This is a genomic window from Bacillus sp. FSL K6-0993 (assembly GCF_037977205.1).
In the GTDB taxonomy this organism is placed as follows: domain Bacteria; phylum Bacillota; class Bacilli; order Bacillales; family Bacillaceae; genus Bacillus; species Bacillus subtilis.
The window spans coordinates 1,628,609-1,654,258 of record NZ_CP150275.1 but is presented as its reverse complement, the minus strand read 5'-3'; the positions used below and the strand labels follow the sequence as shown (position 1 = coordinate 1,654,258).

Annotated in this window: 27 protein-coding genes; 1 reads left to right on the top strand and 26 read right to left on the bottom strand. The window is 44.3% G+C overall.

Translation table 11 applies throughout. The features are described 5' to 3' along the window. Positions 1-5: 5 nt before the first annotated feature. The 13 genes from sucC to MHH79_RS08595 all read right to left on the bottom strand — a co-directional run bounded on the left by sucC (position 6) and on the right by MHH79_RS08595 (position 9,766). Positions 6-1,163 (bottom strand): ADP-forming succinate--CoA ligase subunit beta, encoded by a 1,158-nt coding sequence (gene sucC, locus MHH79_RS08655; protein WP_003244732.1) that lies wholly within the window; start codon positions 1,161-1,163, stop codon positions 6-8. Positions 1,164-1,335: 172 nt separating this feature from the next. Beyond that, a complete protein-coding gene (locus MHH79_RS08650; protein ID WP_063335349.1) occupies positions 1,336-1,617 on the bottom strand; it encodes a FlhB-like flagellar biosynthesis protein in 282 nt (93 codons plus the stop codon). Beyond that, positions 1,614-3,344 carry a hypothetical protein gene (locus MHH79_RS08645; protein ID WP_063335348.1) on the bottom strand — a complete coding sequence of 577 codons (1,731 nt, stop codon included), beginning with the start codon at positions 3,342-3,344 and terminating at the stop codon, positions 1,614-1,616. Before MHH79_RS08645 ends, MHH79_RS08650 begins: the two co-directional genes overlap by 4 nt. 31 nt (positions 3,345-3,375) lie before the next feature. Next, positions 3,376-4,143 (bottom strand): ribonuclease HII, encoded by a 768-nt coding sequence (gene rnhB, locus MHH79_RS08640; RefSeq protein WP_003245658.1) that lies wholly within the window; start codon positions 4,141-4,143, stop codon positions 3,376-3,378. A 70-nt stretch (positions 4,144-4,213) separates the two neighbouring features. Next, positions 4,214-5,062, bottom strand: coding sequence for a ribosome biogenesis GTPase YlqF (gene ylqF, locus MHH79_RS08635; RefSeq protein ID WP_003232007.1), 849 nt, complete (start codon positions 5,060-5,062; stop codon positions 4,214-4,216). Between the two features lie 142 nt (positions 5,063-5,204). Next, a complete protein-coding gene (gene rplS / locus MHH79_RS08630) occupies positions 5,205-5,552 on the bottom strand; it encodes a 50S ribosomal protein L19 (protein WP_003220825.1) in 348 nt (115 codons plus the stop codon). Between the two features lie 139 nt (positions 5,553-5,691). Next, positions 5,692-6,423: a tRNA (guanosine(37)-N1)-methyltransferase TrmD gene (gene trmD, locus MHH79_RS08625; protein WP_003232011.1), complete on the bottom strand. Its 732-nt coding sequence runs from the start codon at positions 6,421-6,423 to the stop codon at positions 5,692-5,694. Then, on the bottom strand, positions 6,420-6,944 hold the full coding sequence (gene rimM, locus MHH79_RS08620; protein WP_003232013.1) for a ribosome maturation factor RimM: 525 nt from the start codon (positions 6,942-6,944) through the stop codon (positions 6,420-6,422). Before rimM ends, trmD begins: the two co-directional genes overlap by 4 nt. A 4-nt stretch (positions 6,945-6,948) precedes the next feature. After that, positions 6,949-7,335, bottom strand: a complete 387-nt coding sequence (locus MHH79_RS08615) for a YlqD family protein (RefSeq protein WP_340035089.1) — start codon at positions 7,333-7,335, stop codon at positions 6,949-6,951. A gap of 121 nt (positions 7,336-7,456) precedes the next feature. Then, positions 7,457-7,702, bottom strand: a complete 246-nt coding sequence (locus MHH79_RS08610; RefSeq protein ID WP_014476792.1) for a KH domain-containing protein — start codon at positions 7,700-7,702, stop codon at positions 7,457-7,459. Further along, positions 7,702-7,974: a 30S ribosomal protein S16 gene (gene rpsP, locus MHH79_RS08605; RefSeq protein WP_003220815.1), complete on the bottom strand. Its 273-nt coding sequence runs from the start codon at positions 7,972-7,974 to the stop codon at positions 7,702-7,704. The genes MHH79_RS08610 and rpsP overlap by 1 nt, the downstream gene beginning before the upstream one ends. Positions 7,975-8,079: 105 nt before the next feature. Next, positions 8,080-9,420 (bottom strand): signal recognition particle protein, encoded by a 1,341-nt coding sequence (gene ffh / locus MHH79_RS08600; RefSeq protein ID WP_014113771.1) that lies wholly within the window; start codon positions 9,418-9,420, stop codon positions 8,080-8,082. Between the two features lie 13 nt (positions 9,421-9,433). After that, positions 9,434-9,766 (bottom strand): putative DNA-binding protein, encoded by a 333-nt coding sequence (locus MHH79_RS08595; protein WP_003238590.1) that lies wholly within the window; start codon positions 9,764-9,766, stop codon positions 9,434-9,436. Positions 9,767-9,943: 177 nt separating this feature from the next. Between MHH79_RS08595 and MHH79_RS08590 the strand changes: the two genes are divergently transcribed. Then, a complete protein-coding gene (locus MHH79_RS08590; protein WP_003245834.1) occupies positions 9,944-10,429 on the top strand; it encodes an Ig-like domain-containing protein in 486 nt (161 codons plus the stop codon). A 35-nt stretch (positions 10,430-10,464) separates the two neighbouring features. Here MHH79_RS08590 and ftsY read toward each other — a convergent pair whose 3' ends face one another. The 13 genes from ftsY to MHH79_RS08525 form a co-directional block, all read right to left on the bottom strand. Next, positions 10,465-11,454 (bottom strand): signal recognition particle-docking protein FtsY, encoded by a 990-nt coding sequence (gene ftsY, locus MHH79_RS08585; RefSeq protein ID WP_015383647.1) that lies wholly within the window; start codon positions 11,452-11,454, stop codon positions 10,465-10,467. Between the two features lie 19 nt (positions 11,455-11,473). Next, the gene (gene smc / locus MHH79_RS08580; protein ID WP_340035088.1) at positions 11,474-15,034 is read right to left on the bottom strand and encodes a chromosome segregation protein SMC; all 3,561 of its coding nucleotides are present in this window, start codon (positions 15,032-15,034) and stop codon (positions 11,474-11,476) included. A gap of 100 nt (positions 15,035-15,134) precedes the next feature. Continuing rightward, complete coding sequence (rncS, locus tag MHH79_RS08575) at positions 15,135-15,884, bottom strand: ribonuclease III (protein WP_003232030.1); 750 nt, start codon at positions 15,882-15,884, stop codon at positions 15,135-15,137. A 139-nt stretch (positions 15,885-16,023) separates the two neighbouring features. After that, a complete protein-coding gene (acpP, locus tag MHH79_RS08570; RefSeq protein WP_003154310.1) occupies positions 16,024-16,257 on the bottom strand; it encodes an acyl carrier protein in 234 nt (77 codons plus the stop codon). An 83-nt stretch (positions 16,258-16,340) separates the two neighbouring features. Further along, the gene (gene fabG / locus MHH79_RS08565) at positions 16,341-17,081 is read right to left on the bottom strand and encodes a 3-oxoacyl-[acyl-carrier-protein] reductase (RefSeq protein WP_014476789.1); all 741 of its coding nucleotides are present in this window, start codon (positions 17,079-17,081) and stop codon (positions 16,341-16,343) included. Then, positions 17,074-18,027: an ACP S-malonyltransferase gene (fabD, locus tag MHH79_RS08560; RefSeq protein WP_003245314.1), complete on the bottom strand. Its 954-nt coding sequence runs from the start codon at positions 18,025-18,027 to the stop codon at positions 17,074-17,076. The genes fabG and fabD overlap by 8 nt, the downstream gene beginning before the upstream one ends. Positions 18,028-18,045: 18 nt before the next feature. Continuing rightward, positions 18,046-19,047: a phosphate acyltransferase PlsX gene (gene plsX / locus MHH79_RS08555; protein WP_160243921.1), complete on the bottom strand. Its 1,002-nt coding sequence runs from the start codon at positions 19,045-19,047 to the stop codon at positions 18,046-18,048. A gap of 13 nt (positions 19,048-19,060) precedes the next feature. Beyond that, positions 19,061-19,627, bottom strand: coding sequence for a transcription factor FapR (gene fapR / locus MHH79_RS08550; RefSeq protein ID WP_003232044.1), 567 nt, complete (start codon positions 19,625-19,627; stop codon positions 19,061-19,063). A gap of 108 nt (positions 19,628-19,735) precedes the next feature. After that, complete coding sequence (gene recG, locus MHH79_RS08545; protein WP_309529604.1) at positions 19,736-21,784, bottom strand: ATP-dependent DNA helicase RecG; 2,049 nt, start codon at positions 21,782-21,784, stop codon at positions 19,736-19,738. Further along, the gene (gene sdaAA, locus MHH79_RS08540; RefSeq protein ID WP_003232049.1) at positions 21,762-22,664 is read right to left on the bottom strand and encodes an L-serine ammonia-lyase, iron-sulfur-dependent, subunit alpha; all 903 of its coding nucleotides are present in this window, start codon (positions 22,662-22,664) and stop codon (positions 21,762-21,764) included. Before sdaAA ends, recG begins: the two co-directional genes overlap by 23 nt. Before the next feature lie 24 nt (positions 22,665-22,688). Then, positions 22,689-23,351, bottom strand: coding sequence for an L-serine ammonia-lyase, iron-sulfur-dependent subunit beta (sdaAB, locus tag MHH79_RS08535; RefSeq protein WP_003232050.1), 663 nt, complete (start codon positions 23,349-23,351; stop codon positions 22,689-22,691). 138 nt (positions 23,352-23,489) lie between these two features. Next, the gene (locus MHH79_RS08530) at positions 23,490-25,151 is read right to left on the bottom strand and encodes a DAK2 domain-containing protein (protein ID WP_208556462.1); all 1,662 of its coding nucleotides are present in this window, start codon (positions 25,149-25,151) and stop codon (positions 23,490-23,492) included. 15 nt (positions 25,152-25,166) lie between these two features. After that, positions 25,167-25,529: an Asp23/Gls24 family envelope stress response protein gene (locus MHH79_RS08525; protein ID WP_003232054.1), complete on the bottom strand. Its 363-nt coding sequence runs from the start codon at positions 25,527-25,529 to the stop codon at positions 25,167-25,169. Positions 25,530-25,650 lie beyond the last annotated feature (121 nt).

The following is a 25,650-nucleotide window of genomic DNA, read 5'->3' as shown; positions in this document are numbered from 1 at the left end:
CTTTCTTAAACTAAGGATACGATTTTCTGCGCGCCGTCAGCCATTGATTCCGCAGATGTAATGTTTAATCCTGATTCACTAAGGATTTTCTTCCCTAGATCCACGTTTGTGCCTTCAAGACGGACGACAAGCGGCAATGTCAAACCAACTTGTCTAGTCGCTTCAACAACCCCTTCTGCGATGACATCACATTTCATAATGCCGCCGAAAATGTTGACAAAAATCCCTTTAACGTTTTGATCAGAAAGAATGATTTTAAATGCTTCCGTGACTTTTTCCGCGGTTGCACCGCCGCCCACATCAAGGAAGTTGGCCGGTTCTCCTCCATAATGCTTGATAATATCCATCGTGGACATTGCAAGTCCCGCGCCGTTTACCATACAGCCGATATTTCCATCAAGGGAAATGTAGCTTAGATCATATTTGGACGCTTCAATTTCTTTCGGATCTTCTTCATCCAAATCTCTGTATTCCATAATGTCCTTTTGTCGGTACAACGCATTGCTGTCAAAATTCAATTTTGCATCAAGCGCCATCACATTTCCGTCGCCGGTAACAACAAGCGGATTGATTTCGGCGATTGAGCAGTCTTTCTCAACAAACGCTTTATATAGTCCAAGCATAAATTTAGCAGCTTTTCCCACGAGCTCTTTTGGAATATTAATAGCGAATGCAATTTCTCTGGCTTGATAGCCTTGAAGGCCAACAGCCGGATCAATGACAGCTTTTTTGATTTTTTCCGGTGTTTTCTCCGCAACCTCTTCAATTTCCGTTCCGCCTTCTTCAGAAGCCATCAAAACGATTCTTGAAGTGGCGCGGTCAAGCACTAGACCGATGTAATATTCTTTTTTAATATCGCAGCCTTCTTCAATAAGTAAGCGTTTTATTACTTGGCCGTCCGGACCCGTCTGATGTGTAACTAGGGTCTTCCCTAATAGTTCTTCGGCATACGCTTTTACTTCGTCTAATGATTTTGCTATTTTTACCCCACCAGCTTTGCCTCGACCGCCAGCATGAATTTGAGCCTTTACGACATAAACCGAGCTGGATAAGCTCTTTGCACTCTCAACTGCTTCTTCTGCTGTAAAAGCCACTTTACCTTCAGGAACAGATACCCCATATTTTCTGAGGACTTCTTTTCCCTGGTACTCATGGATATTCATTTCCCATCCTCCTAACTTATGTAACAAAACTAAAATAGACTGCGCTTTCATTCTATAATAATACTGGAAGAATTGTCTACAGTTCGATGCAAAATCTTTTAATCCTTCTAAACATTCAAACTTTTACTTTATTAAAAACATAAATTTCAAAGGAGGGTGGGGAATATTTTAGCTATTTTTTGTTTTTTACGCTTTCGTCCAATTTGTAAATGAATGAAAAAATCTCGGCTACCGTTTCATAAAGAGCTTCAGGAATTTGATCATCTACCGTCAAATGGCGCATTAATTCGACAAGGGTCCGATCTTCTTGAATCGGCACCCCTGCTTTTTTCGCTTCTTTGATAATGTTGTCGGCTACATGGCCCTTCCCTGTGGCAATCACTCTCGGCGCCTTGTCTTTTTGTTCTTCATAATGGAGAGCAACAGCTTTTCTGATCGGTGTCTGCTCTTTCATATTTTCACATCCACTTCCTGATCACTGATACTTGTTATATATTGATCGATTGAAGCCTTTTCTTCGGTGTGATCCCTTTTTTTAGCGTTTACCCCTGAAAGGCTGTACCCCATTTCCTTTAGCCCCTGTTTAAGCGCGGGCACCATCGGATCGATCGCAGCCTGCAGCTCGAAATCAGTCTCTATTGTAATCGTCATGACTTTTTGCTGTACCAAGCAATCAACGACGGTTTCTTTTAGTGTATCAAGCTGCAGCAAAAACAAAAGGCGGCAATGGGAAGGATCAAGCTTTCCATCTGCTTCCTTCTTTCCTTTAAACAGAACAGTCATGTCCTGAACCCCTGACTTCGAAAACATCGGAAATGACATTACAATTTGGCTGTATGACGGATGGTCCTGCTGCATGAAAAGCTGGCCATTTAATTTATGAAAAAGCTGATCGGCTTCTTGTTTGACTGGTTCGGCTACCTCATGCGATGCTCTTAAAGCAGAAAGAGCCAGCTTGATGGATTGCATTTCGCCAGATGTGACTGCGCTTCCTTGTTCAAACGCTTTAATGAACGCAACCTCGTCCCTTGCGCCGATTGCCGTTTTCACTTTGGATAAGAAAGAAAGAACATCTGCCTTATCCGCCAAATGGGGTGCTGTCTGCTGAACAGCCTTTAAAAAGACTTCGGCTTCCTGGTCTGTGACTTGTGCCGCCTGTAAAACAGCTGAAGCTGCAAGTGACTTACTATCACCCGATGAAGCAGCCGCTTTAATCCAATTTGCTGCTTCTTTCACAATTTGGAGACTGTTTTTTTCAGCAGATTCCGTCAGCTTCACCAGCAGCTGGCGGGCTTCTTTAATTGGAATGTCTGCTGCTGTTTTAACAGGCTCTTCTTGTATGCTTCTCTGTTCTGCTGTGTGATTTGCAATCGGCAGGCTGGCTTTTCCGGGGGAGCCAGCTGGTGTGCTAAGCTCCCTGCTTCCAGCTGTATTCGCCGGAGAAGGTGCTTTCGTATTGTCGGTTAAAGAAATAAGCTTATCAATCAGCCGTTCTGCATGGACATCGATTTCACTATTTAAAAGCACCGTAACTGCTTCCTTTAGCTTTGATATCATTTGGCTCTGCTGAGGGTTTTGGTCGATTGCCCGAAGCAGCTGGGATACGTGCTGATGCAACGGAACAGGCGATTTCACAGCGTGAACACCATTCAAAATCTCGGAGTGAATGGGAAGATCACGCTTTAAAGCGAAGAGAACCGTTTCAACTGCTTTTTTTGTGTCTTGCGAAGGCAGCGTGTCCATCCAGCGGACAGCTGTTTTGATATCATTTTCTGTTACGGGTGTTTTGCTCTTCAGCATCGCTCCTGTCATCATGAGAGCTGCGTTTGACGTCTTCACTGACATGGCTTTTAAAAGCTTGCCAGCTGCATCCTGAATGGTTTTAGGATTTTGATCAAAGCTTTGAACGACCTGAAGACGGCCTGTTTGTTCTGCCGTTTTTTTTTCGTAGGAAAACCAATAGTATGCCTGAGGACGAAGCTGGGTTTCAAGTTTTCCCTGAACAGTTTGATTGCCGACTTGGATCAGGGCATGCTGATCTCCTAGTAAACGAAGCACTTTTCCTAAGAGGAGACGCTTCTCCCCGTTTAGCGCTTCGTTTACTTTTGATGTTTCCTGCGGGACGGCTGTACGCCCGAAAAGGTGCTGCAGCGCCTTTTGCACATCATTTCGTATGTTCATTTTAAAAAGGTGCCTCCTTGTCCATGGTGATTTATCTGAAAGATTGAACAGGAGCGAAAGTTTTGCGGTGCAATTCAGTTGGGCCGTATGCAGCAAGAGCTTCCAAATGTTCTTTTGTCCCATAGCCTTTATTTTTTTCAAAGCCGTACATGGGATACGTTTCGGCATAAGCGCTCATCATTCGGTCCCTCGTCACTTTTGCGATACACGCACCTGCCGCAATAGACACGCTTTTGGCATCTCCTTTTATAATTGACGCCTGAGCCGTGTCGAGCGGAAGTGTCATTGCGTCAACAAGCAAATAATCAGGTGTATCCGACAAATCCTGTATCGCTTTCACCATTGCCATTTTTGAAGCTTCATATATATTGATCTCATCAATCACAGTAGCTTCTACAATTCCTATCCCGACCGCCAGTGCTTCCTTCATAATAAGCTCGTAATATTCCTCGCGTTTTTTCTCTGAAAGCTTTTTGGAGTCTGTCAGCCCAAGTATTTCACATTCCTCTGGAAGGATGACTGCGCTGGCGACAACTGGTCCTGCCAATGGCCCCCGGCCGACCTCGTCAACACCTGCAATCAAGCGAAATCCTTTGTTTCTTGCCAGCCTTTCATAGGAAGTCATATTCACCCATTGTTCTTTCAGCGCTTTTTCTTTCGCTTGCTTTTTAAGCCATTGCTCTACAAGCGTTTGAACGCTTTTTCTCGGGTCGTTTTCGCATTGGGCAATAAATGGGTCTTGTGCATCCTTCACTTCCTGCAAACGGTCTTTAATGTCCTTTACGGTTAATGTATTCACTTTCTCTTCTCCCTTACTGTATGTATCGGTTCAGCCAAGAAAAAATAAAGACCCGCATTTCTGCGCGCCTTTACATCGTCGGCTGTTCAAATGACAGCCTGCCGAACTTTTCAGTGCGAATATCGCGAATGATGACTTCAGTCGTCTTATCATAGTTAATAAGCCCACCGCTCATGAGACAGCCCCGCTTTTCACCTATTGCATCAAACAACTCGGCAATGTCCTCTGGTATCTCATCAAGGCCATAACGCTCTTTAAGCCGTTCTGGGTAATGTTCTTCGAGAAAACGAAGACCAAACACGGCCACGTCCTGCAAATTGATAATCGAGTCTTTAATAGCCCCGGTGACTGCCAGTCTCAAACCGACAAGCTCATCCTCAAATTTAGGCCACAAAATTCCCGGTGTATCTAATAGCTCTAATTCTTTCCCAACTTTGACCCACTGTTGAGAAGTCGTAATACCAGGTCTGTCTCCCGTTTTTGCTATGTTTTTCTTTGCAAGCCGGTTGATGAGCGTTGATTTTCCGACGTTTGGAATGCCGATAATCAAAGCGCGAATCGCTCTCGGCTTCACACCTTTCGCACGCATCCGGTCAAATTTTTCTTGGAGGATCTCTTTTGATGCAGGCACAATTTGATTTAACCCTTGTCCATTTACAGAATTAATAGACAGAGAGCGGATCCCCTGCTTCTCAAAGTGCTCTTTCCACTGCTGTGTAACTGCCGCATCTGCTTTGTCAGCCTTGTTTAACAGCATAATTCGCGGCTTGTTTTTTAGAATATCTTCAATCATTGGGTTTCTTGATGACATTGGAATTCTGGCATCTACCAATTCATATACGATATCGATTAATTTTAATTTTTCGGTTACTTCCCTTCTTGCTTTTGCCATATGGCCCGGGAACCATTGAATTGTCATGTGACACGAACACCGCCTTTATCTTCAGTATGCATGATTCATTGTTGTCCTTTATGTATTTTACGATGCCTGTCCGGCATTTTCAAATTCTGTATAAAAAAAGAGCTTGTTACAGGTAACAAGCTCTTTTCGTTCGTTATCATTATCGTCTGATCTCTTTAATACGAGCCGCTTTTCCGCGAAGTTCACGCAGATAGTAAAGTTTAGCACGGCGTACTTTACCGTAACGTACAACTTCGATTTTCGCGATTTTTGGTGTGTGTACAGGGAAAGTACGTTCAACGCCAACACCGTAAGAAATCTTACGAACTGTGAACGTTTCGCTGATTCCACCACCACGACGCTTAATCACAACACCTTCAAAGATCTGGATACGCTCACGGTTACCCTCAACAACTTTAACGTGTACACGTAAAGTGTCACCAGGACGGAACGCAGGAAGATCAGTACGAAGCTGTTCTTTTGTGATATCTTCAATTAGTTTTTGCATCGTTTTCAACTCCTTCCAACAGATGCTCTTGGCCACAAAAACCGGCACAGCGGAACATCGTTTTCAAGCTTACAGCGGATAAGCCCGCTTAAGCCACAAGTAGTATCTTATCACAATTTCATAGCCTATGCAATAAAATCTATTCTTTTTCCCATTCAGAAATCCACTTTCTTTGCTGCTCTGTAAGCGGGTAGTCTTTCAACAGATCCGGACGTCTTAGGTAGGTCCTTCTGATCGATTCTTTATTCCGCCATTCTTCAATTTTTGCATGGTTTCCTGACAAGAGTGTTTCAGGCACTTTTAAACCTTTGTAATCTGCCGGTCTTGTATAATGCGGGTGCTCTAAAAGTCCGGTGCTGAAGGAATCCTCAATATGGGAAGCCTCTTTACCCAGTACACCCGGAAGCAGTCTGACCACACTGTCTGCGATCATCATTGCAGGGAGCTCACCGCCGGTCAGAACAAAATCGCCAATTGATATTTCATCCGTTACCAAGTGCTCGCGAATGCGTTCATCATAGCCTTCATAGTGGCCGCAAATGAACAGCAAATGCTCTTCCTTTGCTAATTGTTCGGCTTTTTTTTGGGTAAAACGCTCACCTTGCGGGCATACGAGGATAATACGCGGAGCAGCGGCTGCCTTTGATGTCAGGTCCTCGACCGCGTCAAAAACAGGCTGAGGCTTGAGAACCATGCCTGCCCCGCCGCCATAAGGATAATCATCAACAGTATTGTGCTTGTTATCAGAGTACTCCCGGAAATTTACGACTTGAAACTGCACCGCATCTTTTTCCTGGGCTTTTTGAAGAATTGATGAGCCGAGCACGCCTTCAAACATTTCGGGAAACAGCGTCAAAAAGTCGATTTTCATTCGTCTATTAACCCTTCCATGAGTTCAATCTCAATTTTCTTTTCCCTGACATCGATATGTTTGACCACTGATTCAATGTAAGGAATGAGTGCGTCTTTTTTTCCTTTTCTTCCGATGACCCAAACGTCATTGGCTCCAGGCGTCAAAATTTCTTTGACCTTTCCGATGAGTTCGCCTTCTTCAGTAAATACTTCACACCCAATAATTTCGTGGAAATAAAATTCACCCTCATTCAGCTCTCCTAATTCTTCTTCAGGAACTTTAATGATTGCGTTTTTCAGCTCTTCTACTTCATTTAGGTTTTGTCTTTCTTTAAACTGCAGGAGATGAAATTGCTTATGCAGTCTATGTGTGTTTACCGTTACCTCCACTGGTTCGTTACGGCCGTCCATAAACAAATACAGCGTGTTTCCCGGCTTGTATCGTTCTTCGGCAAAATCTGTTTTTGAAATCACCCGCACTTCGCCTTTGATTCCGTGGGTATTTACGATTTTGCCTACATTAAACCATCGCTTTGTCATATGATCACCTCTGGCGAATTTCAATTACTTTTCCGTCTTTTATGACGATGGTGTTCGCTGCTGTTTTCTCATGCCAGTCATCCCCGGCTTCAATCGTCAGCAGCGCATCGACTTCCTTTTCTTTCAACTCACTGCCAAGCGGCAATGTATGTACTTGAGCAATTTGAAAATCGATGATTTTTATATCATCTTTTCGCTTTTCTATTGCCTTTTTAAATTGTTCAATCATATCAGGGTTTTGCTGTTCTTTCTCATGTTTTCTAAGCTGAAAATAGAGCTGGCTGCATTCTCGTTCAAGCATTTGTTTCTTTTCGACAAAAGAAGCTAAAAGCTTTTCTTTACTGCGCTCGGTTAAGACTTGCATAACGGCTACACGGTGAATAATTTGCATCGCACCAAGCTCCCCGCTTTTAAAACTTTTTCTCGCCCAGGCTTTTCTATTTTGCCTAAGCTTCTATCAGTTTACCCTTTTTTTGCGTGTAAAAAAAGGGGAGGTGCCGGCCCTCTCCCTTTTAGTCAAATATTTCAAATTGAACTTTCTTAGAAGACTGTGCGCCAGCTGCAAATACAGCTGTTCGAATCGCTTTTGCAGTCCGGCCTTGCTTTCCGATAACTTTACCGGTATCTGACTTATGGACAGATAAGCGCAGCGCAATCTTTTGATCGGTTTCTTCTCTTATGACGCGAATGTCATCTGGATGATCAACAAGCGGCGTCACAATGTGGACAATCAAATCTTCCAAGTGTTGATCAGTCATTACTTGCCTTGTTTAGCGTTGTGGAATTTTTCCATGATTCCTTGGCTAGAGAACAAGTTGCGAACTGTATCAGATGGTTTCGCTCCAGTTTGAAGCCATTTAAGAGCAAGCTCTTCGTCAATTTTTACTTCCGCTGGTTTTGCAACCGGGTTGTAAGTTCCGACTGTTTCGATGAAACGGCCGTCACGTGGTGAACGAGAATCTGCTACAACAATACGATAGAAAGGAGATTTTTTTGCTCCCATACGTTTTAAACGAATTTTTACTGCCATTTTACTAGCACCTCCGAAAATATTTCAACAAGATAGTATATTAACAATGATAAAAGTGTTTGTAAAGTGTTTTTTCTTAACAACGGTTTTATCATGTATAACCGATTACATAAAAGGTAGCTTAAACCCTTTTTTCTTGCCTTTTGACATGTTTGTCATCTGCTTCATCATTTTTTTCATTTCATCAAACTGCTTAAGCAGACGGTTGACTTCCTGTACGGATGTCCCGCTTCCTTTTGCAATCCGCTTCCGCCGGCTGGCATTGATAATATCCGGCTGTTCTTTTTCAAGAACAGTCATTGATTTGATGATTGCTTCCACATGATTCAGCTGTTTTTCATCAACTTGGATGTTTTTCAGGCCTTTCATTTTACCTGCACCCGGCATCATTTGCAGAAGCTCATCAAGCGGCCCCATGTTTCTGACTTGCCCGAGCTGCTCCAGAAAATCGTCCAATGTGAAGCTCATCGTTCTCATTTTTTGTTCCAGCTCTTTGGCTTTGTCTTCATCAACGCTGGCCTGTGCTTTTTCAATCAATGTCAGCACGTCGCCCATGCCGAGAATCCTTGATGCCATGCGTTCAGGATGGAACGGCTCTAACGCATCAAGCTTTTCGCCCAAACCTGCGAACTTAATTGGCGTGTTTGTGACAGCGCGAATAGAAAGCGCAGCCCCGCCGCGTGTGTCTCCATCCAGCTTAGTTAACACAACACCGGTTAAACCGAGCTGTTCATTAAAGCTTTTGGCAACATTCACAGCGTCCTGACCGGTCATTGAATCGACAACCAGGAAAATTTCTTCCGGATTCGCGATTTCTTTGACGTTGGTCAGTTCATCCATCAGTTCATGGTCGATATGCAAGCGGCCTGCCGTATCCAAAATGACATAGTCATAATGTTCTTCCTTGGCTTTCTCAATAGCCTGTTTAGCTATTTCTACAGGACTGACCTGATCGCCAAGAGAGAAAACAGGCATATCAAGCTGTTTGCCGAGTGTTTCCAGCTGCTTAATTGCGGCTGGGCGGTAAATATCGGCAGCAACCAGCATCGGTTTGCGATTATGCTTTTTGCGCAGCAGATTCGCAAGCTTACCGCTTGTTGTCGTTTTACCGGCACCTTGGAGACCGACCATCATAATAACAGTCGGCGGCCTTTTTGCGACGGCGATTTTGCTCTCTTCGCCGCCCATCAGCTCAGTCAGTTCCTCTTTAACAACTTTAATGACCTGCTGGCCGGGCGTCAGACTTTTCATGACGTCTTGGCCTACAGCGCGTTCACTTACTTTTTTGACAAAATCTTTGACTACTTTAAAGTTAACGTCAGCCTCAAGCAGCGCAAGACGAACCTCACGCATCATATCTTTTACATCTTGTTCGCTGACTTTCCCTTTTCCGCGGATTTTAGAAATCGTCTGCTGCAGTCGGTCGGCTAATCCTTCAAATGCCATAGTTTGCCGCCTCCTAATCTAATTTCTCAAGCGCTTCAATCAGAGCTGTAATTTCTTCCTCTTCTTTTGAACCGGAAGCAAGCTCCTTCAGCTTATTAAACATCTCTTTACGCTCCTGAAACTTTTTCAAAAGGAGCAGCTTTTCTTCATATTGTTCAAGCATCGCTTCTGTTCGTTTGATGTTATCATAAACAGCTTGTCTTGAAACCTCATATTCTTCGGCTATTTCGCCTAGGGAGAAATCGTCCAAATAATAAAGCGACATATAGCTCTTCTGTTTTGACGTCAACAACGACTGATAAAAATCAAACAGATAATTCATTCTCGTTGTCTTTTCGAGTGACATTTGAGCTCTCCCCTTTGTTAAGTCAAATCCCTTTACGATAACTTAGTTTACACGGTTTTATTGACACTGTCAAGTTTTTATCTTGTCAAAGCGGCGATTAACTTTTTCCAAAATACGCTAAATATCATCCAATTTATTCCGATATTGTATATGAACCCTATTTTAAGGAGGATTTTTATGAAAAAAATCGGTTTATTGTTTATGTTATGTCTGGCAGCCCTGTTTACAATAGGTTTCCCGGCACAGCAAGCAGACGCTGCTGAGGCACCTTATAAGGCCTCAATCACAAATATCAGCACAGATGGAGGGGTATACGGTAAAATCAATTACGGACAAGGTCAATATTGGCGAGTCAAGTACAATATTACAGTAAGCGGCAAATTACTCGACCAAAACGGACAGCCAGTGCCAAACGCGCCCGTAAGATTTGAAGCGGACACGAAGGTCGGAAACACAACACAAACTGCTTCAGGAACAACTGATGCAAACGGAACATTTGAGGTTCCAATGTATTTGGGGCCAGCTGCTGGGTATTACACGTATTACACATCTGTTTCTGTTCATTACTATGACATCATCCCATTCAGAGTTTTTTCAGGTGAATCAAGACTGGTATCCACTGATAACAGTCTTTATCATTTCGCCTATCAAGTAAGAAGATAAAAAAGAAAAGGCCCCAAGATGTAGGGGCCTTTTTCTTAATCGTCGGCTTTTTCCACTAAATCTGAAAAGAGTCCGTACACATAGGATTCTGGATCAAATTCCTGAAGATCATCAACTTTTTCTCCTAAACCGACTAGTTTAACCGGGATGTGAAGCTCGTTGCGAATCGCAAGGACGATACCGCCCTTTGCCGTACCGTCAAGCTTCGTTAAGGCAATGCCGGTAACATTTGTTGCTTTAGAGAACTCTTTTGCCTGAGCCATTGCATTTTGGCCGGTCGTGGCATCAAGGGCAAGCAGCACCTCATGCGGAGCTTCAGGAACTTCTCTTTCGATAACACGTTTTACTTTTTCAAGCTCTTTCATGAGATTTACTTTGTTTTGGAGACGACCTGCCGTATCACAAATTAATATATCGGCATTTCTTGCTTTCGCAGCATGAACAGCATCGTAGATGACAGCCGCCGGATCGCTTCCTGCCGTCTGCTTAATGACAGGCACTCCTGTACGCTCTCCCCATACTTCCAGCTGTTCAATGGCTCCCGCTCTAAAAGTGTCTCCGGCGGCAAGTACGACAGATTTTCCTTCTTGTTTCATTTTATGAGCAAGCTTTCCGATCGTTGTTGTTTTCCCGACGCCGTTTACACCTACCAGAAGGATTACGTTTAAACGCCCATCCTGGATGTTCAGTTCTGAAATTTGCTCATCTCCGCTGTTATAAATCTCGACCAGTTTCTCAGAAATCACTGACTGGACTTCCTTTGGATCTTGAATATTTCTGCGTTTGACTTCTTTTTTCAGCTCATCTATTAATTCCATAACGGTTGTAAAACCGACATCCGCGCTGATAAGAACCTCTTCAAGCTCTTCAAAGAAATCCTCATCCACTTTACGGTAACGGGATACAAGATCATTCACTTTGTTTTGAAAGGAGTTTCTTGTTTTTTCAAGTCCATCCTTAAACTTTTCAGATACGGAATCTGTCTGTTTTGTGATTTTCTCTTTTAATTTTTTAAAAAAGCTCATCTTTTAACCTCTTTCCTCGTTACTGAACGAATTCTTTTGTTTCTTCCAGCTTAACGGAGATTACCTTGGAAACACCGGATTCCTGCATGGTTACGCCATAAAGCACATCCGCTTCCTCCATCGTTCCTTTTCTGTGGGTAATCACAATAAACTGGGTATCACTGCTGTATTTTTTTAAATACTGCGCAAACCGGAACACATTCGCTTCGTCGAGCGCAGCCTCTACTTCATCAAGGACGCAAAACGGCACTGGACGAACCTTTAGGATTGAGAATAAGAGCGCTATAGCAGTAAGCGCACGCTCTCCGCCTGACAGGAGGTTTAAGTTTTGCAGCTTTTTCCCCGGCGGCTGAGCGATAATCTCGACTCCTGAATGAAGCAGATCGTTAGGATCGGTGAGCCTCAGTTCAGCTCGCCCTCCTCCGAATAAGGAGCGGAAAACTTGATCAAAGTGTGAGCGGATTTGGACGAATGTGTCGTTAAAGCGCTTCGTCATTTCTTCATCCATTTCTTCAATCACTTGGAACAAGGTATTTTTCGCTTCTGTTAAATCTTCTTTTTGTTCCGACAGAAACTTGTACCGTTCGTTGACCCTCTCAAACTCATCTATGCTTCCGAGGTTCACGGTACCCAGCTCTTCAATTGCGAGTTTAATCAGCTTCACGCGCTTTCTGGCTTCCTCTGGATCAGTTTCAAGCTGATATTTCTCTTTTGCCCCCTCAAAGGACAAGCTGTATTCCTCCCGTAAGTATTGGAGTAAATTATCAAGCTCGACTTCCATCCGTCCGAGTTTGACTTCTTCGTCTTTTAAGAGCGTTGTTTTTTGTTTATACAGGCGTTTCATTTCTTTCAGCTCACGCTCATACGTATCAAGCCCATGCTGAAGCTTGATGCGCTGATCGCGCCTTAATGCAATCAGTTCGATCGTTTTCGTTTTGTCATTCAATTTATGTTTTGCTGCTTCTTCCAGCTTTTCTTCGCCGCTGGTGCTAGATGACATCTCTGACGTTAAGAAGCTTAAGTCTTCTTTTGCTTCTTTTAACGCAAGCTCTGTTTCAGTGAGCTCTTTCTTTAATCTGGCAAGGTTGTCCTCTTCCCCCTTGCATGCCTGCTCTTTTTTGGCCGCAGCGATCTTCAGCTCAGTCAGCTCGTTGGAGAGAGACTCTTTCGTTGAGGATTGCGTTTGTTTTTGTTTTGTCAGTTTGTCTATGTCCTCTTCAAGCTGTTTCATCTTTTCAGAAACGGCAGAGAGCTCTTCTTCAAGCTTGCGTTTGCGCGCTTTTTTCTCTTCATCGCTTTCTGACAGAGCAGATTTTTCTTGGTCATAGAGCTCTAAATGGGTATTGATATTTTTCTCGGCAACTTGAAGTTCGTACAGCTGGCCTTTCACATCCTGCTGCTTTAACCTTAAGCCTTCCCCGGTTTCTCTTAAGTCAGCCAGTTTTTTCTCCATATCCTGAATGGATTGCTTAAGGGTTTTGACCTCTTGTTCAAGCAGTGCTGTTTTCTCTTCCATTTCAGCGAGCCGTTTCGTCACATCTTCTAGCTCCCGGCTTCTTCCAAGGAGGGAGTTATTTTTCTTTTTAACCGCGCCGCCCGTCATTGAACCACCGGGGTTCACAACATCTCCCTCAAGGGTTACGATGCGGTACCGGTGCCCGAGAAGCTTCGCAAGCTCGTTTGCACCCTTTAAGTCCTCTGTGATCAGAACGGTTCCAAGAAGATTCTGGATGACGCTTCGATACGCAAGATCAAATGTGACAAGTTCACTGGCAACCCCGAGAAATGATGAATGCCGGGCGGCTGTTTCCACGTCACGGCTTTGAAGCTGGCGGTCTCTAATAACAGAAAGAGGCAGAAACGTCGCCCGGCCGAAGGAATTCTGCTTTAAATATTGAATCGCTTTTCGGGCAGATTGTTCATCGTCGGTCACGACATGCTGAGCAGAAGCGCCGAGCGCTATTTCAATGGCCGTTTCATACTTCCGTTCTGTAGAAATCAGCTCAAGAACCGCTCCGCGAATTCCACCAAGGCGCTTTTTCGCTTTCAGCACTTCTTTAACACCTTGATAAAAGCCGGAGAAATCTCCCTGCATCGTCTCAAGCATGTCCTTTTTTGATCTCGCTTGCTGAACGTATTGGTATGCCTGATACAGAGCGGATTCATTTTTTTCGTATTGGCGCTTTTTCTGCTCATATTTTGTCTGCATATCACGATATGCACCGACTTGACTGTGAATCTCCTGCTCAATTCGAGCAAATTCCGTTTCACATGCGGCTTTACGCGCAGAAATATCACGCCGTTCCTGCAAGTGCTTTTCATTGTTGTCCGCAAGTCTTTGCAATGTGACAGCGGATTGAGACATCTGGTCATCAAGAAGCTGGAGTTCGTTGCGTATCGAAGCCTGGCTGTTTAACAGCTCAAAATAATCACTTTTCAGCTGCTCGATTTTCTCTTCGACATTTTCATTGTGAAGACTGAGAGCCTGCTGTTTTTCTTTTACTTGCGCCCTTAACTGCTTCACCTCAGCCTGAAGCGTTTCGAAGACAGCTTCCTGCTTCGATAGCTCTTCTTTCAGAGCCGTTTCTTTTTGCTGGAACTGAACGATAGCTTCTTCAAGCTGTTCTTGGTTTTGTACAGCGTTTTTCTTTCGTTCTTTCAGGACTTCTTTACGGCCTTCAAGCTTTTCCAGCTCTTCACTAGTTACCAGTAAAACTTGCTGGAGCTCATCTACTGACTCATCAAGCGCTTGTATTTTGTCCCTTGTATCCTCAATCTTTGCTTCTTTCGCAGAAATAGCAGACGATTCAGCAAGCTCTTCTTCTTTTGCCATCTGCACTTTCTCTTTAAGAGTCGACCATTTACCATGCAGCTCTTCGATATCATAGGCAGTCAGCGCAATTTCAACATGCTCCAGCTCTTTCTTTTTCTCAAGGTAGTCTTTCGCTATTGAAGCTTGAATTTTAAGAGGTTCAACCTGTCCTTCAAGCTCATGTAATATATCTTCTACCCGATTTAGATTGTCCTGTGTCTCAAACAGTTTATTTTCTGCTTTTTTCTTTCTCGTTTTATATTTAAGCACCCCGGCCGCTTCTTCAAAGATACTGCGGCGATCCTCCGCTTTGCTGCTCAGGATCTCTTCCACTTTCCCTTGGCTGATAATAGAAAATGCTTCTTTACCAAGGCCAGAATCCATAAATAAATCAATAATATCCTTCAAGCGGCACGGCTGATTGTTAATCAGAAACTCACTCTCACCTGATCTGTACACACGTCTTGTGACACTCACCTCGTGGAAGTCAATTGGCAAGAAATGATCATCATTATCAAGAGTAAGCGTAACTTCAGCTAGATTTAATCGCTTTCTTGAATCACTCCCGGCAAAAATGATGTCTTCCATTTTTCCGCCGCGAAGAGAGCGTGCCGATTGTTCGCCGAGAACCCAGCGAATGGCATCCGTGATGTTGCTTTTTCCGCTTCCGTTCGGCCCGACAACCGCTGTCACGCCTTTAACGAAGTCTACGGAAATCCGTTCTGCAAATGATTTAAATCCTATAACGTCTAAACGTTTGAGGAACATAGCGATCCTCCTTATGTAATAAGTATTTCAATTCTATCATAAACATTGGTGAAATAAGACGGCATACATACTGAAATCCCCCTGAGTCATAAGGGGGATTTTATTGTTTCGTATGGTGTTTTTGCAATTTAGCTAAAGCTTCCTGAGCAGCGTGCTGTTCGGCTTCTTTCTTTGAACGGCCGTTTCCGACTCCGAGTGGTTCACCTTTTAGAGATACGATGGCTTCAAATTCACGGTTGTGCGCAGGTCCTTTTTCGTTGGAAATTTTATACTCCAGAGAGCCTTTGCCGTCCCGCTGCACGTATTCCTGCAGCTGGCTTTTGAAATCCATCACATGAGAAAAAGCACCATCGTTAATTTTAGGGAACACATAAACTTTTAAGAAACTTTCGACCGGCTCTAATCCCTGGTCAAGATACAAGGCTCCGATAAATGCCTCAAAAACATCCGCCAATAGAGCAGGACGCTTTCTTCCGCCTGTCATTTCCTCGCCTTTACCCAACAGGACAAGATCGCCGAATGACAGCTCGTGAGCCAATGAAACGAGAGACGGTTCGCAAACAATTGCGGCTCTCAATTTCGTCAAATCTCCTTCACTCATAGCCGGGTATTTGGCAAATAAGAATCTGGAGATCGTCAGTTCCAAAACAGCGTCACCTAAAAATTCAAGCCTTTCATTATCTTCATACGGCTTTTTCCGATGCTCATTCACATAAGATGAATGTGTAAATGCTTGATACAAAAGCTTTTCATTTTGAAAGTGAACCGAAATCCGTTCTTGAAACTCTTTAAATTGTTCTACTTTTTTATAGAACTTTTTTTTATCTTTATAATGTGAGTGTTTTGACATAGTAACCTCCATAGGCACATCAGGTTCACCGCGCTTCTCTGACTAAACCGGATACAGCGCGCGTAAAAGCGGCATGCTGTAATAACTGCACGAATAAAGGGCTAAAGCCCCGCGTTTCGGCGGGACTTTTAGCATCAGCTTATTGCTGGTTTTGTATGTAGTTCACAGCGTCGCCGACTGTTGCAATCTTTTCAGCATCTTCGTCAGAAATCTCCATATCAAACTCGTCTTCAAGTTCCATAACAAGCTCAACTACATCTAGGGAATCAGCACCTAAGTCTTCCTTGAAAGAAGCTTCAAGTTTGACGTCTGCTTCATCAACGCCAAGGCGATCTACGATGATTTTCGTTACACGCTCTAATGTGTCTGCCATAGCAATTCACCTCCCCTCAAGTATTATAGTGGATTCGTTTTTAAAAAACTAGAGAAACTATGATGAAATTTTCGAGAAAAAACTTACATCACCATTCCGCCGTCAATATGAAGCGTTTGGCCTGTCATATAACGGGCTCCCTCTGAAGCTAGGAACGTGACAACACTGCTGACATCGCTAGGTTCACCAAAGCGCGCGAGCGGAATTTGTTTCAGCATTTCGTCTTGAACGTCTTTTGCAAGTTTATCTGTCATATCAGTTGAGATAAATCCTGGCGCTATTGCGTTTACCGTAATATTTCGGCTGGCGAGCTCTTTAGCAGAAGACTTGGTTAAACCGATGACGCCGGCTTTTGCAGCCACATAGTTGGCCTGTCCAGGGTTTCCGCTGACGCCGACGATAGACGATACGTTAATAATCCGGCCTGAACGCTGTTTCATCATTTGTCTTGTAACAGCTTTCGTGCAGTTGAAAACACCCTTCAGGTTAATGTTAATAACGTCATCCCATTCGTCTTCTTTCATTCTCATGATGAGATTGTCTCTTGTAATTCCCGCATTATTAACCAGAATGTCAATTGTAGAAAAAACAGACAGCGTTTCTTTTATCATGTTTTGTACATCTTCGGGATTTGATACATCCGCTTTGACAGCAATTGCGTTTCTGCCCATTGATTTGATTTCATCTACCACTTCATTTGCTTTCGCTTCATTGCCGGAGTAGTTCACGACAACATTTGCTCCGCTTTTTGCCAGATCAAGGGCGATTGAGCGGCCGATTCCGCGGGATGCGCCAGTGACAATAGCCGTTTTATCATTAAGCATTATCATTCTCCTCCTTAAGCGTTTGAATTGCCAGCTCGATCGTTTCCGGATCTGATACAGCAATTGTTTTTAACCGTCTATTCACTTTTTTCACAAGGCCTGAAAGCACTTTTCCGGGACCGATTTCAATAAAAGTCGTAACACCCTCTGCAATTAGCTTGTTAATGCTTTCCTCAAAACGAACCGGAGAGTAAAGCTGCTCAATAAGTTTTTCTTTGATATCTGCTTTTTCAGTCATCACGTCAGCAGAAACATTTGAGATGACCGGAACATCAGCGTCTTTTATGTCACAGGCGTCCAATACCTCTTTCAGCTTTTCAGCAGCCGGTTTCATCAGTTCGGAATGGAACGGACCGCTTACTTCAAGCGGAATTGCGCGTTTTGCACCGTTCTCTTTTGCCAGTTCAGATGCAAGCTCAACCCCTTTAGCTGTTCCGGAAATGACGATTTGGCCAGGACAGTTGAGATTCGCAAGCTGTACAAGGTTGCCTTCCTCTGTGACTTTATCGGTTACTTGCTTTAATGCTTCAGCATCCATGCCGAGAATCGCAGCCATTGCTCCTTCGCCAGCCGGCACCGCTTCATTCATAAACTCTCCGCGCTTTCTGACGGTATAAACAGCATCTTTGAAAGACAGAGCGCCAGCCGCAACCAGTGCAGAATATTCACCAAGGCTGTGTCCTGCTGTGAAATCAGGTGTAATGCCAGATTCTTTAAATTTCTCAAGGACAGCGATGCTTGTCGTAAGCAAAGCAGGCTGCGCATTGTATGTAAGTGTTAATTCTTCAGCATCCCCCTCAAAAATAAGCGAGCTGAGTTTTGTTTCCAACGTTTCATCGGCTTCATCAAACAGACGCTTTGCAGCAGGCACCTGCTCATAAAGCTCTTTTCCCATGCCGATAAATTGTGATCCCTGACCCGGGAATAAAAATGCAATCTTACTCATGATGTAAAAACCTCCAGACTACTCATCTGTTTTTTCTTCTTTCACTTCTTCCTGAATGAGAGCAGCCACATTTTGGCTGACCATCTCTCTTGCTTGCCGAATCGCATGGAATACAGCATTTGAATCTGAAGAGCCGTGCGCCTTGATCACAGGCGCTTTTAAGCCAAAAAGACTTGCTCCGCCATAATTCGAATACTCCATTTTTATTTTCATTTCTTTCAATTTTGGTTTCAGCACAGCTGCTGCAAGCTTGGATGTCAAAGTAGACGTCATTACGTCTCTCATCATTTTAAAAATTGACAACGCAGAGCCTTCCAGCGTTTTGAGTGTAACATTCCCGGTAAAGCCGTCTGTTACTACAACATCCGCCACATCATCTAAAAGGTCTCGCGCTTCCACGTTTCCAATAAAATTGATGTTTGCTGTTTCTTTTAAAATTTGAAACGTCTGCTTCGTCAGTTCGTTTCCTTTTTTATCTTCTGTTCCGACATTTAAAAGTCCGACTCTCGGTGAAGTGACACCGCGCACTTGCTGAGAATAAACAGAACCCATGATGGCATATTGAACGAGGTGCTCCGGTTTGGCATCGACATTGGCGCCGACATCAAGGAGAAGAAATCCATCTCCCGAAACAGTCGGAAGTGTCGGGGCAAGCGCCGGACGGTCAATTCCTTTAATTCTTCCGACAATAAAGAGACCGGCTGTCATTAATGCACCGGTATTTCCTGCTGAAATGCAGGCGTCAGCTCTGTTTTCCGCAACCTCCTGCGCCATAAGAACCATAGATGAGTTCTTTTTTCTTCGCACGGCACGGACCGGTTCATCCGTAGGCTCAATCACTTCATCTGCGTGCAGCACCGTGATGCGATCTGATGTAGTTGTTAAATGTGATTCTATCGTTGTTTTGTCACCGACAAGTGTGATATGGAGATCATCAAATGCCTCTATACCTTTTATAACTCCGTCAATAACAGCTTTGGGAGCGTGGTCTCCTCCCATTGCATCTACAGCTATTCTCATGCATGCTCCACCTTTATGAATGTTTTGAACGATACATGTCAAAGCGTCCAGAAAAAACAATTTCTTCGCCAACGTAGCTGTTCACTTCGACAACCGTTCTTCCTTTTTCTTTTTCGACAGCCGTCACTTTCGCTTTTGCTACGACACGTTCTCCCTGCTTTACCTGTCTTGTAAAGCGGATGTCTGCACTTGCAGTCAGCGCCAGCTCGTCATCAATGACTGCAACGGCCAAAGAATTCGCCTGTGCAAATAAATGGTGGCCTCTCGCAATCTGATTCCGGCTGAACACGTGCTCCTGTTTTATTTCTAAAATGGATATCGCCTGATCATCCAGCTCAAGGTCAATAATTTCTCCGATAACTTCATCAAGTGACAGGGACTTCACTTCGTCCTCAAGTGTTTTCTCTGCCACGTTCTTAATTCTTTCTCTCAGTTCAGGTATGGAAAGCTCTAAGCGGTCCAAACGTATCGTCTGGATGCTCACCCCGAATTTACCCGCTAATTCTTCATCTGTAATAAAGGGGGTTGCTTGAATCGTCTGCTGAAGTAATTCCTGGCGTTCTCTCTTATTTCTTCTCATATCTAAACACCATCCGGACAATTAAGACTAGGTACTAATAGTAGTATATAATTTCATAGATTGGAATGCAACGATTGTTTCTGGCTGAACACCAAAAACTTCTGATACTCAGCTTAATTTTTCCCCGTCCATTACTCCGCTCTTCAGCAATTCATCTCTTAACACAGCGTATTCCGGCTCCTTCCAGAACGCGTCAGAAGCCACAAGATTCGCAGCATCCTGCCTTGCCGTTTCAAGCGCTCTGTAATCATGAACCATGTCCGCCACTTTAAATTCCGGCATTCCGCTTTGTTTTTTTCCGAAGAAATCACCGGGACCTCTCAGTTCCAGATCCTTTTCAGACAGCTCGAAACCGTCATTGGTCTCCGACATGATCCTCATCCGTTCTTTCCCTGTTTCTGATTTTGGATCAGCCATCAGAATACAGAAAGATTGATGCTCACCCCGTCCAACACGGCCACGCAGCTGGTGAAGCTGTGATAGTCCGAAACGGTCGGCGTCATAAATCACCATAATCGTTGCATTCGGAACATTCACGCCAACCTCAACAACAGTAGTTGATACGAGAATTTGACAGTGATTTGCGCTGAATTCTCTCATGACCTGGTCTTTTTCATCGGAATGTAGCTTCCCATGCATAAGGCCGACATTCCATTTTCCCCGAAAAATATCAGAAAGCATATTGTACACGTCAATGGCGTTTTGCACATCAAGCTTGTCTGATTCTTCAATCAGCGGACAGATGATATAAGCCTGCCTGCCTTGCTTTAATTCTTTTTCGACAAATGCCAAAATACGATCCAGCATGTCATGTTTTACCCAATAGGTTTCAATTCGCTTTCGTCCAGCCGGCATCTCATCAATGACAGATACATCCATTTCACCGAACACTGTGATCGCTAATGTTCTTGGGATTGGAGTGGCTGTCATAAAGAGAACATCGGGATCCTGCCCTTTGTTCCGAAGCTTTTTGCGCTGCTCAACTCCAAATCTGTGCTGTTCATCTGTAATAACGAGACTCAGCGCCTTAAACTCCACCTCGTCTTGGATTAAAGCGTGGGTTCCTACAAGAATATCAATCTCACCCGCCGCAAGACGCTCAAGCAGTTCTTTTCGCCGCTTCCCTTTAACAGAGCTTGTCAAAAGAGCAACGCTGACGTCCCATTTTTCAAATAGCGAAACGAGCGAATCAGCATGCTGCTCGGCCAGAATTTCTGTCGGCACCATGAGCGCTCCTTGGTATCCGGATAGGATCGCGGCATACAGTGCAATGGCGGCGACTGCCGTTTTTCCTGATCCAACGTCCCCTTGAAGAAGACGGTTCATTCTGTATGGAGAAGACATGTCTGCTGTTATTTCGCGAAGAACGCGTGACTGGGCGTTTGTGAGGGGAAACGGGAGGCTTTTGATAAATCTCATGAGTTCTTCGTTTGAAAAACGCTGCCGTATCCCTTGTGTCTGCTCTCTTTCCGCCTTTCGGAACGCCTGCATTTTCAACTGAAACAACAAAAATTCTTCATAAACAAACCGCCGTCTGGCAAGCTTTAATGCTTCCCTTGTTTCAGGCTGGTGCATTGCTTTTAACGCTTGATAATAGTCAGGCAGTTTATAGCTTTTTCTTAGCTTTTCCGGTAGAGGATCAGGAAGTGAGTCTGCATATTGAGTCAGCGCCTGCTGAATAAAGCGCCTCATCATTTTGACGGTAACATTTTCTTTCACAGAATACACTGGTTCAATGCTTTTGTCTTCTTGATGCGGCCCGTTTTTCAACTCCTGAACAGAGATGGTTTGGCGGTGCTTATCCCATTTACCTGAAACCGTCACCACAGAGCCAAGCGAAAGCTTCTTCTTCAAATAGGGCCGGTTAAAACATACGGCAGTGATTAAATAGTGGCCGACCAGAAGCCTGAATGTCAGCCTGTTTCGTTTTTTTCCGTAATAGGTAAGAGAAGGCTCTGAATGAACCTTCCCTTCGACTGTGACTCTTTCATCATGCTTTACTTCTTCTAAATCCCTCAGCTCGTAGTCATCATAGCGATAAGGGAAATAATTCAGAAGATCAGAAATGTCATTAATACCGAGTTCGTGTAATGTTTTTTCTGTTTCCGGCCCAATACCCTTAATGTTAGCTATACTAGTTTGCTGATGTTGTTTCACGTGAACCTAGCGCTCCTCCGAAAATTTTTTTCTCTAATTCTCTTCCTGTCGGTGTCGCCGCTAAACCGCCCTGGCCTGTTTCTCTAAGTGCAGTTGGCATCGTTTGGCCAATTTTATACATGGCATCGATAACCTCATCACATGGAATACGGCTTGTAATGCCCGCCAATGCCATATCAGCGGCAATCATCGCATTTGACGCGCCCATCGCATTCCGTTTCACGCAAGGCACCTCAACAAGCCCTGCAACAGGGTCGCACACGAGGCCTAGCATATTTTTTAATGTAATGGCCATGGCCTCCGCGCTTTGTTCGGGTGTTCCTCCTGCCATTTCAACAATAGCCGCAGCCGCCATGCCTGAAGCTGATCCAACCTCTGCCTGACATCCTCCGGCGGCGCCGGAAATACTTGCGTTATTGGCCACGACAAATCCAAAAGCCCCGGCTGTAAACAAAAAGCGGATCATTTGTTCTCTTGTTGGATTCAGCTTTTCTTTTACAGCAAATAACGTACCGGGCACCACACCGGCAGAACCTGCAGTCGGTGTCGCACAGATGGTTCCCATGGCTGCATTTACTTCATTTGTTGCAACGGCTTTCGATACAGCATCTAAAATCAGCGGGCCAGACAGGCTTTTTCCTGATCGAATATAGGCCTGCAATTTAACGGCATCTCCGCCTGTTAAGCCCGTTTGGCTCGTAACTCCCTCGAGTCCTTTCTGAACCGCCGCTTCCATAACAGACAGGTTATGATCCATCTGCTGAAAAATGTCCTCTTTTGTTTTTTCTGTTACTTCCATCTCTTGAGCTATCATCACATCAGAGATCAATATTTGTTTTTCTTTAGTAATCTCAATTAATTCTTTTACATTACGAAACATAACTGGCTCCTCCTGACCCTTTCGCTAGTCAGCAATCTTTGTCACTTGAATAATATTCGGCAGCTTCGACAGCTCGTCGAGAATATGGTCGTCAATATTTTGATCGACCTCTATTGTCATCAGCGCAAGCTGGCCGATATCTTTCCGGGCTACTTCCATATGTCCTACGTTGATTGAAAATTTCGCCAGAACATTGGCAACACCGGCAATTGTGCCAAATTTGTCATTATGAACAACTAATATGGCCGGATGATTTCCTGACAGCCGGAGCTCAAAACCATTCAATTCTGTGATTTCAATCTTTCCTCCGCCAATCGAAATACCCGTCAGTTCCAGCTCACCCTTTTCATCAGAAATGGTGATTTTTGCTGTGTTCGGATGGACCGGGACTGCGTCTTCTACCCGAAACTCTATATCAATTCCTTTAGCTTCTGCAATTTGTATAGCGGTTTTAATCCGTTCATCGAATGTATCAAAATCAAGCAATCCGCCGATAATCGCGACATCTGTGCCGTGGCCCTTATACGTTTCCGCAAACGAGCCGTAAAAAGATACAATGATGCGCTCAGGCTCTCTGCCAAATAAACTTCTGGCCACTCTCCCGATTCTGGCAGCTCCCGCTGTATGAGAGCTGGACGGACCGATCATAACCGGGCCGATAATATCAAAAACGCTTCTGTATTTCATGCTATTCCTCCTTATGAACCAGAGCTTATTAGCGCTTTGCTTCTAGACTAATTGATCAGATATAAAATGGCAAGCGGGCGCGTTACAGCGCTGCCGCACTTAAAAGCAGACATAAGAATAGAAGGGCAAATTGCCCTTCTATTCTGCAGAAACTATATACGAATACAGAGGCTGTTTCCCATTGTGGATCTCAACCTCAATCTCCTCGTACTTTTCACTGAGAAACGCTTCAAGCTGCTCAGCTTCTTCCTGAGACGCATCCTCACCATATAGAATGGTCACGATTTCATCATCTTCTCCGATCATTTCTGACAGCAGCATTTTCGCGGCTGACAGCTGATTTTCAGAAGTGCCGATAATCGTTCCATTCAGAATGCCCATAAAGTCGCCTTTTTTAATATCTTTACCGTCAATATGAGTATCTCTGACTGAGAATGTCACCTGTCCGCTTTTTACTTGCTGAATGGCACTTAGCATATTGGCCTCGTTCGCTTCAGCTTCTTGATCCGGGTTAAAAGCCAGCAGGGCTGACATCCCTTGCGGAACCGTTTTAGCAGGAATGACAAAAACCTGTTCATCCACTACACTGGCCGCTTGGTTAGCAGCCATGATAATGTTGGAGTTGTTAGGCAGGATAAATACCGTATCTGCATTTACAGACTTCACGGCATCAACAATATCCTCAGTGCTTGGGTTCATGGTCTGGCCGCCTTCGATCACAACAGAAGCGCCAATGCTTTTGAACAGGTCTGAAATTCCTTCTCCCATCGCCACAGTCACAATGCCATACGGCTGTTTTGCCGGCGGTGTTTCGTTGTCTGCAGGTTTGCTTTCTTGACTGATGATAGAGGTATGCTGTTCTCTCATATTTTCTATTTTTATTTTGATCAATTCACCGTAATGCTGGGCGTAGTTTAACACGTTTCCCGGCTCTTCAGCATGAATATGAACCTTCGCCAGCGATTCATCCGCAATCACAAGCAGAGAATCTCCGAACTGGCTGAGGTCTTGCCTGAACGTACCTTCGTCGAACTCTCTTTTTGTCTGATCAAGCCTAACCATCACTTCGGTACAGAATCCAAATTCAATATCTTCGGTATTCATCATGCTTTGCGCGCTCTTGTGATGCTCTGCGCTGACCATGTCGTCAAGTGACGGAAGAACTGCTTTCTGAGGTACAGTTTCACCTTTTAATGAAGCAAGGAAACCTTCATACACACAGAGCAGGCCTTTGCCCCCGCTATCGACAACTCCTACTTCCTTTAGGACAGGTAGCAATTCAGGGGTGCGGTTTAAAGACGCCTCTGCTTCTTCTGTCACTGCAGTCATCAGCGCAGTGATATCGGTTTCTTTTTCTGCTAAGATCATTGCTTTTTTTGCAGCGTCTTTTGCAACTGTTAAAATGGTGCCCTCTACAGGTTTCATGACAGCTTTATACGCCATGTCTACACCTGCTTGCAGCGCAGCGGCAAACTCAAGTGCATTAATTTCTTTTTTCGTTTCAATGCTTTTGCTAAATCCGCGGAACAATTGGGATAGGATAACTCCTGAATTTCCGCGTGCTCCCATGAGCAGCCCTTTAGATAACGCGGAGCCCACCTTCCCGATATCATCCGTATCCATTTGTTCAACTTCTCTTGCTCCGGAAGTCATCGACAGGTTCATATTTGTTCCCGTATCACCGTCCGGCACCGGAAACACGTTCAGTGCATCAACTGCACTGGCGTTTTGAGACAGATTCTGCGCTCCCGCAAGAATCATCTCGGCAAAGGTTCTGCCGTCTAATGTTCTGATAGACAATCCTACTCCTCCTAACTACGGGTTCGTCACTCGTACGCCTTGGACATAAATATTGACAGAATCCACTGCCAGTCCGATGGTTTGATTTACTGTGTACTTTACTTTTGTTTGGACATTATGTGCCACTTCAGAAATTTTCGTGCCGTAGCTGACAATGATATACATGTCGATATGTATCTGTTCTCCTTCTTGGCGAACTTGGACACCCCTGCTGAAATTCTCTTTCCGAAGGATTTCAGTCAGTCCGTCTTTAATCTGGTTTTTAGAGGCCATGCCGACAATGCCGTAACAGTCAACCGCCGCGCCTCCTGCAACCATCGCAATGACTTCATTAGATATATCAATCTGTCCGTACTTCGTTCTTAATTCAATGGACACACTAGTTCCTCCTTCGAATGCATAGAGTTACAGCTATTCTACTATATGGTTTCCATTATGAAAAGACCAGGCAATAATCGCTGGCCGTACCTCTACATATACTATAGCGCTGCTGTTTCCG

Bases quoted from the DNA above. Each gene is read 5' to 3' on its own strand.
- sucC (WP_003244732.1), bottom strand. From the start codon at position 1,163: ATGAATATCCATGAGTACCAGGGAAAAGAAGTCCTCAGAAAATATGGG.
- MHH79_RS08650 (WP_063335349.1), bottom strand. From the start codon at position 1,617: ATGAAAGAGCAGACACCGATCAGAAAAGCTGTTGCTCTCCATTATGAA.
- MHH79_RS08645 (WP_063335348.1), bottom strand. From the start codon at position 3,344: ATGAACATACGAAATGATGTGCAAAAGGCGCTGCAGCACCTTTTCGGG.
- ylqF (WP_003232007.1), bottom strand. From the start codon at position 5,062: ATGACAATTCAATGGTTCCCGGGCCATATGGCAAAAGCAAGAAGGGAA.
- rplS (WP_003220825.1), bottom strand. From the start codon at position 5,552: ATGCAAAAACTAATTGAAGATATCACAAAAGAACAGCTTCGTACTGAT.
- trmD (WP_003232011.1), bottom strand. From the start codon at position 6,423: ATGAAAATCGACTTTTTGACGCTGTTTCCCGAAATGTTTGAAGGCGTG.
- rimM (WP_003232013.1), bottom strand. From the start codon at position 6,944: ATGACAAAGCGATGGTTTAATGTAGGCAAAATCGTAAATACCCACGGA.
- MHH79_RS08615 (WP_340035089.1), bottom strand. From the start codon at position 7,335: ATGCAAATTATTCACCGTGTAGCCGTTATGCAAGTCTTAACCGAGCGC.
- MHH79_RS08610 (WP_014476792.1), bottom strand. From the start codon at position 7,702: ATGACTGATCAACACTTGGAAGATTTGATTGTCCACATTGTGACGCCG.
- rpsP (WP_003220815.1), bottom strand. From the start codon at position 7,974: ATGGCAGTAAAAATTCGTTTAAAACGTATGGGAGCAAAAAAATCTCCT.
- ffh (WP_014113771.1), bottom strand. From the start codon at position 9,420: ATGGCATTTGAAGGATTAGCCGACCGACTGCAGCAGACGATTTCTAAA.
- MHH79_RS08595 (WP_003238590.1), bottom strand. From the start codon at position 9,766: ATGTCACTCGAAAAGACAACGAGAATGAATTATCTGTTTGATTTTTAT.
- MHH79_RS08590 (WP_003245834.1), top strand. From the start codon at position 9,944: ATGAAAAAAATCGGTTTATTGTTTATGTTATGTCTGGCAGCCCTGTTT.
- ftsY (WP_015383647.1), bottom strand. From the start codon at position 11,454: ATGAGCTTTTTTAAAAAATTAAAAGAGAAAATCACAAAACAGACAGAT.
- smc (WP_340035088.1), bottom strand. From the start codon at position 15,034: ATGTTCCTCAAACGTTTAGACGTTATAGGATTTAAATCATTTGCAGAA.
- rncS (WP_003232030.1), bottom strand. From the start codon at position 15,884: ATGTCAAAACACTCACATTATAAAGATAAAAAAAAGTTCTATAAAAAA.
- acpP (WP_003154310.1), bottom strand. From the start codon at position 16,257: ATGGCAGACACATTAGAGCGTGTAACGAAAATCATCGTAGATCGCCTT.
- fabG (WP_014476789.1), bottom strand. From the start codon at position 17,081: ATGCTTAATGATAAAACGGCTATTGTCACTGGCGCATCCCGCGGAATC.
- fabD (WP_003245314.1), bottom strand. From the start codon at position 18,027: ATGAGTAAGATTGCATTTTTATTCCCGGGTCAGGGATCACAATTTATC.
- plsX (WP_160243921.1), bottom strand. From the start codon at position 19,047: ATGAGAATAGCTGTAGATGCAATGGGAGGAGACCACGCTCCCAAAGCT.
- fapR (WP_003232044.1), bottom strand. From the start codon at position 19,627: ATGAGAAGAAATAAGAGAGAACGCCAGGAATTACTTCAGCAGACGATT.
- sdaAA (WP_003232049.1), bottom strand. From the start codon at position 22,664: ATGTTTCGTAATGTAAAAGAATTAATTGAGATTACTAAAGAAAAACAA.
- sdaAB (WP_003232050.1), bottom strand. From the start codon at position 23,351: ATGAAATACAGAAGCGTTTTTGATATTATCGGCCCGGTTATGATCGGT.